General features: G+C 65.9%; 15 protein-coding genes. 13 read left to right on the top strand and 2 right to left on the bottom strand.

All coding sequences use genetic code 11. The annotated features are described in order from the left end of the window. Nucleotides 1-24 precede the first annotated feature (24 nt). A complete protein-coding gene (locus tag DQ230_RS02275) occupies nt 25-315 on the bottom strand; it encodes a DUF6477 family protein (protein ID WP_113910931.1) in 291 nt (96 codons plus the stop codon). 263 nt (nt 316-578) lie between these two features. Between DQ230_RS02275 and DQ230_RS02270 the strand changes: the two genes are divergently transcribed. Then, complete coding sequence (locus DQ230_RS02270) at nt 579-1685, top strand: DUF6456 domain-containing protein (RefSeq protein WP_113910874.1); 1107 nt, start codon at nt 579-581, stop codon at nt 1683-1685. A gap of 140 nt (nt 1686-1825) precedes the next feature. Here the strand turns inward: DQ230_RS02270 and DQ230_RS02265 are convergent, their stop codons facing one another. Then, complete coding sequence (locus DQ230_RS02265; RefSeq protein ID WP_113910873.1) at nt 1826-2944, bottom strand: baeRF11 domain-containing protein; 1119 nt, start codon at nt 2942-2944, stop codon at nt 1826-1828. 269 nt (nt 2945-3213) lie between these two features. Here DQ230_RS02265 and DQ230_RS02260 point away from each other — a divergent pair, with 269 nt between their 5' ends. From DQ230_RS02260 to DQ230_RS02205, 12 genes are all read left to right on the top strand, one after another. Continuing rightward, nucleotides 3214-5322, top strand: a complete 2109-nt coding sequence (locus DQ230_RS02260) for an arginine deiminase family protein (protein WP_113910872.1) — start codon at nt 3214-3216, stop codon at nt 5320-5322. 15 nt (nt 5323-5337) lie between these two features. Then, nucleotides 5338-6339, top strand: coding sequence for an ornithine carbamoyltransferase (gene argF / locus DQ230_RS02255; RefSeq protein ID WP_113910871.1), 1002 nt, complete (start codon nt 5338-5340; stop codon nt 6337-6339). 3 nt (nt 6340-6342) lie between these two features. Next, complete coding sequence (gene arcC, locus DQ230_RS02250) at nt 6343-7266, top strand: carbamate kinase (protein WP_113910870.1); 924 nt, start codon at nt 6343-6345, stop codon at nt 7264-7266. Nucleotides 7267-7336: 70 nt separating this feature from the next. Beyond that, a complete protein-coding gene (gene atpD / locus DQ230_RS02245) occupies nt 7337-8737 on the top strand; it encodes a F0F1 ATP synthase subunit beta (RefSeq protein ID WP_113910869.1) in 1401 nt (466 codons plus the stop codon). Beyond that, complete coding sequence (locus DQ230_RS02240) at nt 8734-9141, top strand: ATPase (protein ID WP_113910868.1); 408 nt, start codon at nt 8734-8736, stop codon at nt 9139-9141. The genes atpD and DQ230_RS02240 overlap by 4 nt, the downstream gene beginning before the upstream one ends. After that, complete coding sequence (locus DQ230_RS02235; RefSeq protein WP_113910867.1) at nt 9138-9419, top strand: AtpZ/AtpI family protein; 282 nt, start codon at nt 9138-9140, stop codon at nt 9417-9419. Before DQ230_RS02240 ends, DQ230_RS02235 begins: the two co-directional genes overlap by 4 nt. Continuing rightward, the gene (locus DQ230_RS02230) at nt 9416-9721 is read left to right on the top strand and encodes an ATP synthase subunit I (protein WP_113910866.1); all 306 of its coding nucleotides are present in this window, start codon (nt 9416-9418) and stop codon (nt 9719-9721) included. Before DQ230_RS02235 ends, DQ230_RS02230 begins: the two co-directional genes overlap by 4 nt. Beyond that, nucleotides 9712-10404, top strand: coding sequence for a F0F1 ATP synthase subunit A (locus DQ230_RS02225; RefSeq protein ID WP_113910865.1), 693 nt, complete (start codon nt 9712-9714; stop codon nt 10402-10404). Before DQ230_RS02230 ends, DQ230_RS02225 begins: the two co-directional genes overlap by 10 nt. Beyond that, nucleotides 10401-10697: a F0F1 ATP synthase subunit C gene (locus DQ230_RS02220; protein WP_113910864.1), complete on the top strand. Its 297-nt coding sequence runs from the start codon at nt 10401-10403 to the stop codon at nt 10695-10697. The genes DQ230_RS02225 and DQ230_RS02220 overlap by 4 nt, the downstream gene beginning before the upstream one ends. Before the next feature lie 2 nt (nt 10698-10699). After that, on the top strand, nt 10700-11458 hold the full coding sequence (locus tag DQ230_RS02215; RefSeq protein WP_113910863.1) for a F0F1 ATP synthase subunit B family protein: 759 nt from the start codon (nt 10700-10702) through the stop codon (nt 11456-11458). A 1-nt stretch (nt 11459) separates the two neighbouring features. After that, nucleotides 11460-12956, top strand: a complete 1497-nt coding sequence (locus DQ230_RS02210; protein ID WP_238987396.1) for a F0F1 ATP synthase subunit alpha — start codon at nt 11460-11462, stop codon at nt 12954-12956. Beyond that, nucleotides 12940-13854 carry a F0F1 ATP synthase subunit gamma gene (locus tag DQ230_RS02205; protein WP_113910861.1) on the top strand — a complete coding sequence of 305 codons (915 nt, stop codon included), beginning with the start codon at nt 12940-12942 and terminating at the stop codon, nt 13852-13854. The genes DQ230_RS02210 and DQ230_RS02205 overlap by 17 nt, the downstream gene beginning before the upstream one ends. Nucleotides 13855-13890: the final 36 nt, after the last annotated feature.

Genomic DNA, 13890 nt, shown 5'->3' with positions numbered 1-13890 from the left:
GCTAACGGCTCACGCGGCCTGCTTTTAGGCCGCGTGACCGCCGCGCAGGATCCGCGCCTCGCCCATCATGGCGATCAGGATCTCGACATGGCGCGTCGCGGAATAGCGCGTGCGGTCGCTGTGCCGCTGCTGATTCAGCTCCTCCTCCATCTCGACCAGACGGGCCAGCGCGGCGGCGCTGCGCGGCAGGGCGCCATAGCCCAGATGCCGGCGCAAGTGCGAATCGCGCCGATATTCTGCGGCGCCAATGCGTGCGGCGCGGATCAAAAGGCGGGGCCGGCGCAGGCCATCGAGGGCTTTGAGGATGTCTTTCACGGCAGTCTCCAATCTGAATTGCGGCCTTTTGATGGCACAACTATGGCGGGTGTTGCACATTTGGCGGAGTCACCGGGCGCTGGTGTTTCTGTTTGTTTACAGTTTCGAAACCATTGTTGACGACACGTTTACAATTAACGAACCGGTAACTTTTTCTCGCATAGGTTGCACTTAAGGACGGGGATAAGTCTGCGAACAACCAGCGGCGCCCCGGGGGCCAGACCCCCGGACAACAGCCGCGCAATGGGTAAAGAAGGGTAAATATGTTGGATCGGGGAACAGACGCCAGTGGCGCGCGCAAAATGCCGTCCTGGGTGCCGCAAGGGGCGAAACTATACCTCGCCCATACCGAACAGGGCTCGTCCATACGGGAACTGGCACGGGCCAGCGGCTGTCATGCCTCAACGGTGCTGCGCCGGATCCGCGCATACGAGGCCCGCCGCGATGACCCCATGGTAGACGAGGCGCTGCGCCGCCTCGGATGCCGCATTGCCCCGCGAGAAAAGGCCGGCTCCAACCATCAGGAGACTGCCATGACATCCGAAACCCTAACCACAAATGTTGCCGAGGTCACAGACGCACAACTGCGGCTTGAATCGCTGCGTATCCTGCGCCGCCTGTGCGAGCCGGGTGCGGTGCTGGCGGTTGCGGCCCAGATGGACAAGGCCGTGGTTGTGCGTGACGGCGACCGCGCGGATCCGACCCGCACCGCTGTCGTGGACCGCCCCGTGGCCGAAGCGATGGCGCTGAAGGGCTGGATTGCCTGCGATGCGCCGGGGCGCGTTGCGCGCTACCACATCACCAAGGCGGGGCGCGCCACCCTGTCCGCGCTGGTCGCCGAAGCGGAGAACCGCGCTTCGGGCTTTGGCGACGCGCATGCGCCCTTCGCCGCGACCGATGAGGTCCGAAGCAAGGAGGCCGCGCCGAAGCGTCCGCGCTACAGCACGTCCGAGAGCCCGCTGATCGCGCTGGCGCGGCGCAAGGGCCGCGATGGGGCGCAGTTCATCCCGAACGATCTGGTCCGCGCGGGCGAGCGGCTGCGCGAAGATTTCGAGCTGTCGCAGATGGGCCCGCGCATGACCCAGGACTGGAGCCGTTTTCTGACCACTCCCGGCGGCGGCGATGGCACCGGCGGGCATGCGCGCGGGTTCGAGGCGGCGCGCCGCCGGGTCGAAGGGGCGCTGCATGATCTGGGGCCGGGCCTTGGCGATATCGCCCTGCGCTGCTGCTGTCATCTGGAGGGGCTGGAGCGCGCCGAGCAGCGCATGGGCTGGTCCGCGCGCTCGGGCAAGATCGTGCTGCGCATCGCGCTGCAACGGCTCAAGCGGCATTACGATAGCCTGGGCGAGGCGGGCGGCATGATGGGGTGACGCCACGCGGCGCCCGGTCCGGTTATACGGGCCGGGCGCCGTGTACCGGCCCGCATCGAAAAACGCGCCCAGGTGATACCTGGGCGCGTCATTGTTTATGTGAGGGGGCAGGCGAGCGCCCCTTTGACCATAGCAGTTCGTCAGATCGGATAGCGCAGGATCGCCGCCAGTTCCTTGCCATCGGGGATGTCATCGCGGCGCACGGCCATGACATGCGCGCCGCTGCGCAAGGCGCGACCGGCAATTTCGTCAATGATGCCGTAGCTGGTCGCGCCCGGCTGATCGGCAAAGGTGATAGCGCCGCTATCCTCGTCCACGGTTCCGGTTGTCACGGAATCGAAATCGACCAGCAGCGTGTCGATCCCGCCAAACGTGGCCGCGCGTGCGGCATCCGAGACGTCTGTTGTTGTCCGGCTCGCGCCGCGGCGCTGCTCGAACTCTGCGCGGAATTCTTCGATCTGGCTGTCATACTGCGCATCCAGCACCGGGCGCGCCGCCTCGGCCAGCTCCGCCGGGGTCATCTGGTCGGGGCTGGTCTCGATCGTTTGCGGCAGCAGCGGCAGGGCGGTCAGCGACCGAACCAGCGCATCCATGGGCAGGGTCGAGGCCAGAATGACGGGGGTATCGGTATCCTTCAGGATGGGGCGCAGCGCGGCGTCGATCTTGCGGACATACTGACCCAGCCGCACCTTTTGCCCCTCAAGCCCCTGAATGCGGCGGCCTGATCCGGATTCGTTGACCGACTTTTTGCCGACAGCGCTGGCCGCATCCTTGGGCATGTCCGGTACGCGGACTTCGCGCGCGGGCGTGTTCGCCGACATCTCGATCAGGCGCACGTCATTCTCGGACACCGCCAAAACGTAAGCCACATGCGCAAAGGTCGCCGCGCGCAGCAGGGGCTTCAGGTGAAAGCGGTCGGATACTTCGACCATATCGTGCAGATCATTGGCAAGGCGGAAGGTCTGGATACGCTCGGGCGTGACCAGAATGGCAAGGCTGTTTGCCTGATGTTCCCAAAAATCATCATCTTCCATCAGGATGCCCAGATGCTCCTCCAGAAGCCAGATGCGTCGCTTGGGCAGACCTGAATCCTCAAGCTGGGAAACCGCCGTCCTGGCCAGATTGCCAAGGTTGGTGCGGGCCTGCCCGATATCCTGCGTCAACGGCGTTGTCTTGAGGTAAATGGATACGCACGCATCCGCGCGGGTCTGGGTCAGGGCGCCGATCTGTTTCAGCGTTGGTGTCTCGATATATAGCACTTGGAAGTCTCCTGAATTACCGGCCGCAACACGCAAACTGCGGCGCCGCCCCGAAATCGGGCGGCGTCGCAGGCGTGTGGGCATGCTCATACCTACGCTGTGCGCGGCCAGATGCCATTGACCCATGTTAATGAAAGCAAAATTCCCCCGGCGCAGGATGGCCCGGCGCAGGATGGTATGTGTCGCTGGTGTCGCCTCCGCCAGGGTCCCAGCGGGGACGGGATGCCCCGTTCCGGCGCGCCGGCAAAACGCGGAAGGAAGCTTTCACCATGCCTACGGATCCCAATCTGCCGGCCGATGACGAACAGGTTCTCGAGTCGCGGTTTCCGACGGCCGACACCATCCTTTTCGCGCTGATTGTCCTGATCGCAGTGCTGACCTGGATCATTCCCGCCGGCCAGTACCAGCGCGTGATGGATGACGCGCTGGGCCGCGAGGTGGCGGTTGCCGACAGCTATGCCGTGACCGAACGGAACCCCCAGGGGGTCTTGGATGTGATGATGGCGCCGATTGCGGGGTTTTATGATCCCGACAGCTATGCGGCCAATGCGATCGACGTGGCGCTGTTCGTGCTGTGTCTGGGCGGGTTCCTGGGCGTCGTGAACGCTGCCGGCGCGGTCGATACCGGCATCAGGGCCACCATGACCCGCATGCAAGGGCGCGAGATCTGGATGATTCCGATCCTCATGGCGGTCTTTGCGCTGGGCGGCACGACATACGGCATGGCCGAGGAAACGCTGGCGTTTCATGCCATTTTGATCGCCGTAATGATTGCCGCGGGCTATGACGCCGTCACAGGTGTTGCGGTGATCCTGATCGGCGCGGGCATTGGCGTGCTGGGATCCACGATCAACCCATTTGCCACGGTCATTGCGTCCGACGCAGCCGGCATTCCCTTTACCGATGGTATCGTGCCGCGGCTGATCCTGCTGGTCGCGGGCCTTGCCATCTGCGCCGCCTACGTCATGCGCTATGCCAAACGGGTCAAGGCCGATCCGTCCCGCTCGGTCGTCGCGCATCAGGCCGAGGCGCACAAGCGCCTGTTCCTTCAGGCTGCCAAGCCGGGCGAGGTGGATGACGTCCTGTCCGGCACGCAGAAACTGGTGCTGGTGGTTTTCGCGGCCACCTTTGCCGTGATGATCTGGGGCGTGGCCAGTCAGGGCTGGTGGATGGCCCGCATGGGCGCGCTGTTTCTGGGCGCCGCCATTGTCACCGGCGTGATCGCCCGCATGGGCGAGAAGCGGCTGACCGGCAGTTTTGTTGACGGCGCGCGCGACCTTCTGGGCGTGGCGCTGGTCATCGGACTGGCGCGCGGGATCGTTGTCATCATGGAGCAGGGCATGATCGCCGACACGATCCTGCACGGCGCCGAGGCGACGCTGGGCGGTCTGGGCGAGCTGGCCTTCATCAACCTGATGTTCTGGATCGAGGCGGGGATGAGTTTTCTCGTGCCGTCATCGTCGGGCCTTGCGGTCCTGTCGATGCCCATCCTCGCGCCGCTGGCGGATTTTGCGGATGTGGGCCACGATCTGGTGGTGACAGCCTATCAGTCGGCCAACGGCCTGGTGAACCTGATCAACCCGACCTTTGCGGTGGTGATCGGCGGGCTGGCGATTGGCCGCGTGTCCTATGACCGCTGGCTGGCCTTTATCTGGCCGCTGCTGGTGCTGCTCATCATTCTGATCTCAGTGGCGATCAGCATCGCCGCCATTCATGTCGGCGTCGGCATGCGCCGCGAGCTGCGCGCGTGGATGGACGCGCTGCCCGGCACGGAGCTGTCGAAATGGCTGATCGGCGGGCTGACCGTGAATGATGTGCCGTTCGAGGCGACCGGCATGTTCGGCGCCTATCTGGGCAAGCATGGCTTCATCCTGCCGCCCTTGCCCAACTTCCTGTTTACCCGCGACAATTCGGCCTGGATCTATGGCGGCGTCACGCTGAACCCGATGTATTGGCAGGCGCGCCGGCCCGAAACGCTGCTGACCGCCGCGATTTACAAACATCACCCCAAATTCAAGGGCGGGGTCGAGGTGATCTGGGGCGTCCCGCTGAAGGATTACGGGCTTGCCACGCTGGAGGGCGGCGACAAACGCCCGATGTTCGACGTGGTGGCCGATGTCATGGGCTTCAGGAAGCTGACCGTTGTCGATACCGGCGGCGACAACCCGTTCGAGCAATCGCGCGAGCAGTGGAACGACGGCAACAACGTGCTGGCGCTGCGCCCCGGTGTCGTCATGGGCTACGACCGCAACGACGACACCAACGCCGCCCTGCGCGCCGAGGGCATCGAGGTGATCGAGCTGCCGGGCGCCGAGTTGGGCCGGGGCAGGGGCGGCAGCCGCTGCATGTCCAGCCCGACCATCCGTGATGCGGTTTGAAAAGGAGGGAACGAAATGGCTTTCAACCTGAAAAACCGCAGCTTCCTGACCCTGCGCGACTTTACCCAGGCCGAGATTGCATTTCTGCTCAAGCTGTCGGCAGACCTCAAGTCCGGCAAATACGCCGGCACCGAGGTCGAGACGCTGAAGGGCAAGCAGATCGCGCTGATCTTTGAGAAGGACAGCACGCGCACCCGCGTCGGCTTTGAGGTGGCGGCCCACGATCAGGGCGCGAGGGTCACCTATCTTGGCCCCTCCGGCCCCCATATTGGCGGCAAGGAAACGGTCAAAGACACCGCGCGCGTTTTGGGCCGGGTTTATGACGCGATCGAATATCGCGGATTTGGCCAGAAAATCGTCGAGGAGCTGGCAGAATGGTCCGGCGTGCCGGTCTATAACGGGCTGACGGACGAATTTCACCCCACCCAGATCCTGGCTGATTTCCTGACCATGCAGGAGCATGGCGAAAAACCGCTGCGCGAGGTCGCCTATTGCTTCATGGGGGACGCGGGCAACAACATGGGTGACAGCCTGCTGATCGGCGGGGTCAAGATGGGCATGGATGTGCGCCTCTGTGCGCCCAAATCGCTGTGGCCCACGCAGGCCATTCAGGACGAGGCGCAGCAGGTCGCGGAGGAAACCGGCGCGCGCATCATGATCACCGAGGACGTGGACAACGCCGTAAAAGCCGTCGATTTCGTCTATACCGACGTCTGGGTGTCGATGGGCGAAAGCAAGGACAAATGGGCCGAGCGGATCGCGCTGCTGATGCCCTATCAGGTCAATGCGGCCATGATGGAGAAAACCGGCAATCCGCGCGCCAAATTCATGCACTGCAAGCCGGCCTTCCACAATACCGACACGGGCATTGGCACGGATATCTTTGATCAGTTCGGCATCGAGGCGATGGAAGTCACCGAAGAGGTGTTCGAGTCGCCAGCCTCCATCGTTTTCGATCAGGCGGAAAACCGGATGCACACCATCAAGGCGGTTCTTGTCGCCACATTGGGGGGCTAGGATATGCTGGTCGTCGCAGCCCTTGGCGGCAATGCGCTGCTGGAACGGGGTCAGCCGTTGACGGCGGCACATCAGCGCGCGAATGCGCGCATTGCCGCCACGTCGCTGGCCGAAATCGTGCGCGCGGGCCATGATCTGGTGATCACCCAGGGCAACGGTCCGCAGGTCGGGCTGCTGGCGCTGCAAGGCGCGGCCTACAAACCCGACGAGGCCTATCCGCTGGACCTTCTGGGGGCGGAAACCGGCGGTATGATCGGCTACATGATCGAGCAGGAGCTGGAGAATGTGCTGGATCATCCCCGCCCGGTGGCCACGCTGCTGACGCAGGTGGTGGTCGATGCCACCGACCCCGCGTTCCAGAACCCGACCAAGTTCATCGGCCCGGTGTACGAGCGCGACGAGGCCGAGGCCCGCGCCAAGGCCGCAGGCTGGAGCATCGCGCAGGACGGCGACAAGTGGCGCCGCGTTGTGCCATCGCCAAAGCCGATGGAAATTCCGGATCTCCGCGTTTTGAAACTGCTGCTGGATCAGAATGTCATCATCATCTGCACCGGCGGCGGCGGCATCCCCGTTCTGCGCGGCAAGGATGGCAGCCTGTCGGGCGTCGAGGCGGTGATCGACAAGGATGCCGCCAGCGCCCTTCTGGCGCAGGAGCTGGGCGCCGATGCGCTGCTTTTGCTGACGGATGTGCCTGCCGTGATGACGGATTTCGGCACGGTCAAACAGGCCGGGATCGGCGATATCAGGCCCGAGGACGCGTTGAGACTGGACTTGCCCGCAGGCTCGATGCAGCCCAAGGTTGCGGCGGCGGTCCAGTTCGCACGTAGCGGCGGCATGGCTGGCATCGGACGGCTGGCGGAGGCGGCGCAAATCCTGACCGGGCAGGCCGGGACCAGAATTCAGACACGCAACGGAGGCGCGGCATGACATTTCTCACAGGCTTCGATGCGCGCGAAATCATCTCTGGCATGATCTGTCAGCGGGCGGAGATGTGAATATGGCATCCAACATTTCGCAGCCCCAAACGTCCGAGGGCCGGGTCGTGGCCGTGCGCGGCGGCATCGTCGATGCGGTGTTCCCCAGCGGCGGGCCCGAGATTGACGACCTGCTCTATGCCGGGGATGTGGCGCTGCAAGTGATGAGCTTTGTCGAGGGCGGCGCGGCGCGCTGCATCGCGCTGGGGCCGGTGCAGGGCCTTGGCCTTGGCACGGCGGTGCGTGCCACCGGCGGGCCTGTCATGGTCCCGGTGGGCGAGGGCGTGCTGGGCCGGATGCTGGATGTATTCGGCGCGCCCATCGACGGGCTGCCCGCCCCCGAAGCGGCGGAGCGCCGCTCGATCCATAACGCGCCGCCGCCTTTGGCGGACCGGGTGCTGCGCGCCGAGGTGCTGGAGACGGGGATCAAGGCCATCGACCTGCTGGCGCCGATCGAGCGCGGCGGCAAGACCGGCCTCTTTGGCGGTGCCGGCGTGGGCAAGACCGTTCTGCTGACCGAGCTGATCCACAACACGGTCGAACATCACCACGGCGCCGCGATGTTCTGCGGCATCGGCGAGCGGTCCCGCGAGGCCGAGGAGCTGTGGCGCGAGATGGGCGATGCGGGCGTGCGCGACAAGATGGTGATGCTGTTCGGCCAGATGAACGCCGCCCCCGGCGTGCGGTTTCTGGTCGGCAAGGCGGCGCTGACCATGGCGGAATGGTTCCGCGATGATCGCCAGCAGGATGTTCTGCTGCTGATCGACAACATCTTTCGTTATGTGCAGGCGGGGTCCGAAGTGTCGGGCCTGATGGGCCGGATGCCCAGCCGCGTGGGATACCAGCCGACGCTGGCCACCGAACTGGCCAGCTTGCAGGAGCGCATCGCCTCGACCCGCACGGGCGCGATCACCTCGATTCAGGCGGTCTATGTGCCGGCCGACGATTTCACCGATCCCGCGGCGGCGCATATTTTTTCGCACCTGTCGGCCTCGGTCGTGCTGTCGCGCAAACGCGCGAGCGAGGGGCTCTATCCGGCGGTCGATCCGCTGGCCTCGACCTCGGTCATGCTGACGCCGAACGTGGTGGGCCAGCGGCATTACGACATTGCCCGCGGCGTGCGGCGCACGCTGGCCGAATACGAGGATCTGCGCGACATCATCGCCATGCTGGGGATCGAGGAGCTGTCGGCCCATGACCGCGCCATCGTCGCCCGCGCGCGGCGGCTGGAGAGGTTCCTGACGCAGCCCTTTGCCACCGTGGCGGGCGCCACCGGCGCGGGCGGCAAGCTGGTGACGATGGCCGAAACGCTGGACGGCTGCGAAAGGGTCTTGAACCAGACCAGTTTCGAGCGGCCCGAAAGCGATTATTACATGATCGGCAGCCTCGATGATCTGCCCGAGCGGCCGGAGGACACAACATGAGCATTGCGCGCGACATGCAGGTGCGGATCGGGCTGCCCGGTGACACGCTTTATCAGGGCGCGGCCGGCAGCATCAGCGCCGTTGCGCCCAATGGCGGCTTTGGCATCCTGCCCAACCACATTGATTTTGTCACCGCGCTGGTCCCGTCGGTTCTGGTGGTGACCGAACCGGGCGGGGCCGAGCGGATATTTGGCATTGATGAGGGCATTCTGGTCAAGAAAGGACGCGACGTCGATATCGCCGTGCAGCGCGGCGTCGAGGCGCGCGATCTGGCATCGCTTGACGCCGCTGTCACCGATTTCTGGGACCAGATGGAGGATGAAGAGCGCGCCGCGCGCGCCGCGCTGTCGCGGCTGGAGGCAGACATGGTGCGCCGCTTTGCCGGCCTGAGGACGCAGCCATGAGCGAAAAACGCAAGGATACCGGCCCGATTGGCCGCAGCGCCGCGCGCAAACAGGCGGCGCGCGACAATCCCGGCCCCAGCCCGCTGCGCGGTATCGGCGTCTTTGGCGTCATAGGGTGGTCCGTCGCGGTGCCGACAGTGGGCGGCACGTTTCTGGGCCTCTGGCTCGACCGGGCCTATCCGCAGGAGTTTTCGTGGACCATCGCGCTGATCCTTGGCGGGGTTGTCATTGGCGCCGCGCTGGCATGGGCGTGGATTGAAAAGGAGAAGGGCGAATGATCTGGGATGTGAACTGGACCGCGTTCGCGCTGGGCCTTTTGGCCGGGACCGGCGCGGGCGCGCTGTATTTCGCGGGGCTTGCCTGGGGGGTCCGGCTGGCACTGCGGCGCCACCGAGCCGGGTCCATCCTGCTGGCATCGTCGGCCATCCGTATCGCGCTGCTGCTGGCGGCGGGCTGGGGCATCGCGCAACTGGGCGTCGCCGCACTGGTAGGGTTTGCTGCCGCATTTCTGATCCTGCGCTTCTTCCTTGTGGCGGCCATGCGCCCGGACGACCTGGAGGGAGGGCCGGAATGCAACTGACCCCTGACGAGATGATCGTGTTTACCATTGCAGGCTATGGCGTAAATGCCACCATCGTCTTTACCTGGGCGGTGATGGCGATTCTGACGGGCGCCTCGGTGATCGTCACATGGAACCTGCGCCCGGACGTGCCGCCCAACCGCTGGCGCACCGTGCTGGAGGCGATCGTGCTGACCATTCAGGGCCAGATTGACGAGATCAGCGCGCAGCCCGACCGCCGCCTGCTGTATTTTTCGGGTACGCTGTTTTTGTTCATCATCACCTCCAACATGCTGGCCATCGTGCCGGGCTGGCAGCCGCCGACTGCGTCGCTATCCATCACGGCCGGCCTTGCGCTGTCGGTGCTGGTCGCGGTGCCGCTGTTCGGTATCGGCAGTCGGGGGTTGGGCGGCTATCTGCACAGCTACATGGAGCCCAGCATCATCATGCTACCCTTCAACATCATCGGCGAGGTGTCGCGCGGCATTTCGCTGGCGATCCGCCTTTACGGCAACGTGATGAGCGGCGCGGTGATTGCCGCGATCCTTCTGGGTGTCGCGCCGTTTTTCTTCCCGGTGGTGATGGACATGCTGGGCCTGCTGACCGGGGTCATTCAGGCCTACATCTTTGCCATTCTTGCCACCGTCTACATCTCATCGGCCACCGCAGCGCCGGACGCGCCCAACGAACAGGAGCAGACATGACCGAACTTTACCTTGCCATCATCGCCTCGGTTTCGATCTTTACCGCCGGGCTGACCGTTGCCTTCGGCGCGCTTGGCCCTGCCTTGGGCGAGGGGCGCGCGGCGGCCGCCGCCCTCAGCGCCATCGCGCAGCAGCCCGATGCGGGCGCCACCCTGTCGCGCACGCTGTTTGTCAGCCTTGCGATGATCGAATCCACCGCCATCTACTGCTTTGTCGTCGCGATGATCCTGCTGTTTGCGAACCCGTTCTGGAATGCGGCGCTAGAGGCGGTTCAGACCGGGGCAGGTGGCTGAAAATGTCGATCGACTGGATCACGGTTGCCGCGCAGATCGCCAATTTTCTGGTGCTGGTGTGGCTGCTCAAACGGTTTCTTTACCGGCCCATTCTGGACGGGATCGACGCACGCGAGCAGCAGATCAAACAGCGCATGGAGGAGGCAGGCCGCATCCGCGCGCAGGCCGAAGAGGCCGAGGCGCGCCATGAGGCCGAGATTGCCCGCCTCAAAGCGGGCCGCGAAGGCGTGCTGGCCGAAGTAAGGGACGAGGCCGAGGCCGAGCGCGATGCGCTGCTGTCCGGCGCACGCGAGCGGCTGGAGGCCGAGCAGGCCGCCCGCGAGGCCGCCCGCGCGGACGAGGCGTGCCGTTTTGCCGCCGATCTGGAACTGCGGGGCGCGTCGGCGCTGGTCGCCCTGCTGCGCAAGGCGCTGAATGATCTGTCGGGCGAGGCGCTGGAGCAGCGCATCGTCGCCCGCGCCGCCGGACGCCTGCCCGCCATGGCCGTCGATCTGGCCGAGGCGGCAGGGGACAGCCCCGAGGCCATCGTGACCACGCAGGACGCCTTGCCCGAAGACCTGCAAACGCAGTTGGCGCAGCAGATCCGGGAGGCACTGCCGGACATAACCGTGCGGTTTCAAACCGATGCCGATCAATCGCCGGGCCTGATCCTGCGCGTCGGCGGCGCGCAGCTGGGCTGGACCGTGGCCAGCTATACAGACGGGCTGCAATCCATGCTGGAGGACGCACACAAGGCGCGGGGGGTGCCGGATGCCGCATAACATGACCCTGCTGCAGACCCTGCTGGACGCGCCCGCGCCCGCGCCCGAACTCAGCGAGATCGGGCAGGTGACCGAGGTCGGCGACGGCATCGCCATCGTCACCGGCCTTGCCCGCGCGCTGGTGGATGAGATGCTGGATTTCGGCGCCGGGCTGATGGGCGTGGTGTTCGATCTGGAAGAGGGGCATCTGGGCGTCGTGCTGCTGGGGCAGGCCGCCCATGTGGTGCCGGGCAGCGATGTGCGGCGCACGGGCCGGGTGGTGGCGGTGCCGGTGGGCCGCGCGCTTTTGGGCCGCACGCTTGATGCGCTGGGCCGCCCGCGCGACGGCGGCGCGATGCCCGACACAGGCAAGACGCGCCCGATCGAGATGGAGGCACCCGACATCCTCAGCCGCGCGCCGGTGGCGCGTCCGCTGGCGACGGGGCTGAAGGCGATTGACGCCGCCGTGCCGGTGGGGCTTGGCCAGCGCGAGCTGATCATCGGGGACCGGCAGACCGGCAAGACCTCGATTGCCGTCGACACCATCCTGAACCAGAAGGATACCGGCGTTCTGTGCATCTACTGCGCCATTGGCCAGCGCGGTGATGCGGTGGCCAAGGTCATCGGCGCCATCCGCGATGGCGGCATGATGGAGCGTACAATCATCCTCACCGCCGGCGACGAGGAGGCGCCGGGCCTGAGCTATGTCGCGCCCTATGCCGCGATGTCGATGGCCGAGGAACTGGCCGAGGATGGCAGCGATGTCGTCCTCATCTTCGACGATCTGACGCATCATGCCCATTCCTATCGCGAGCTGTCGCTGCTTCTGCGCCGCCCGCCGGGGCGCGAGGCATTTCCCGGCGATATCTTCTACGTCCATGCGCGCCTGCTGGAGCGGGCCGGGCAGTTTGCCGATCACGCCGGGGGCGGGTCGATCACCGCGCTGCCGGTGGTGGAGACGCAGGCGGAAAACCTGTCGGCCTATATCCCGACCAACCTGATTTCGATCACCGACGGGCAGATCTACCTGTCGCCGCGGCTGGTGCGCCGCAACCAGTTTCCGGCGGTCGATCTGGGCGTGTCGGTCAGCCGCGTCGGCGGCAAGGCGCAGGCGCGCGCCTTCCGCGAGGTGGCGGGCAATCTGCGCGTGACCCTGTCGCAATTCGAGGAGCTGGAGGAGTTCGCCCGTTTCGGCACGCGGCTGGATGAAGGCACCCGCGCCCGTCTGGCGCGCGGTGCCGCCGTGCGCGGCGCCCTGCGCCAGCCCGAGCGCGACCCGATGGCGGCCGATGCGCAGCTGGCGGTTCTTCTGGCCGCGATGGACGGCCTGCTGGACGGCCTGAGCGAGGCGCAGACCGCTGCCGCGATGGCGGCGATCCGTGCCGATATCCGCGCCAATGATAACCAGACGGCGGATCTCATCGCCTCCGGCGCCAGCCTGAGCGACGCCGATCGCGCCCGCATCATCGCGGCTGCGGGCGCGGCACTGAAGGAGGCTGGCCATGGCCCAGACGCTTGAACGGCTGACCCGGCGCACCGGCACGATGCAAAGCATCCGCAGCATCGTGCGCACGATGAAAACGATGTCAGCGATCAACGCCGCCCCGTACGAGCGCGCCGCCGAGGCGATCGACGTCTGGCGCGATACGGTGCTGGACGGGTTGCATGCCTTTCTGCGCTGTCACGGACCGCTGGGACAGGAGCAGGCGCAGAACCCGCAGCGCGTGCTGATCGTTATGGGCTCGGACCACGGGCTGTGCGGCAACTATAACGAGCTGCTGGCGCGCGAGGTGGTGCGCCATCCGTTTGCCGACAACGCGCAGATCATCTGCGTCGGTGCGCAGATGCAGGACGCGCTGAGCGGCGAGGGCATCACGCCCGCCGCCACGCTGTTGCCGCCGGCCAACACCGATGGGTTGATCCGGCTGGCGGGCCAGCTGGTCACGCGGCTGGACCGGCTGCGCGCGCAGGCCCCGTCGGGCGATCTGGCGGCGGCGCTGATCTATGCCCAGCGCGGCGCGCATGGCACCCACGCGCCCGTGGCGCAGGGGCTGCTGCCGCTGGACCCGGATATGCTGGCGGCACTGGCGCAGCGGCCATGGGCATCGCGCAGCCTGCCGCAATTTTCAATGCCCGCGCCCGATCTGCTGGCGGCGCTTGTGCGCAATCTGGTCTTTGCCACGCTGACCCGCGCCGCCGCCGAGGCGCTGGTGACGGAAAATGCCGCGCGCCTTGCCCGGATGCAGCAGGCGGAACAATCCGTCGACGAAAATCTGGAGGAGCTGAAGGCGGAAACCCGGTCCGTCCGCCAGAGCGAGATCACCATCGAACTGCTGGACGTGATCACCGGGTTCGAGGCGCTGAAAGGTCGCGCCAAACGGCAAAGACGCACACAGGAACGAGGACCATTAGCATGACGCGCGCGACATCATTCAGGCGCACGGGTGTCATGC

This window comes from Roseovarius dicentrarchi (assembly GCF_003316635.1).
Lineage (GTDB): Bacteria > Pseudomonadota > Alphaproteobacteria > Rhodobacterales > Rhodobacteraceae > Roseovarius > Roseovarius dicentrarchi.
The sequence above is the reverse complement of the archived record's forward strand: the minus strand, read 5'-3'. Positions and strand labels throughout refer to the sequence as shown.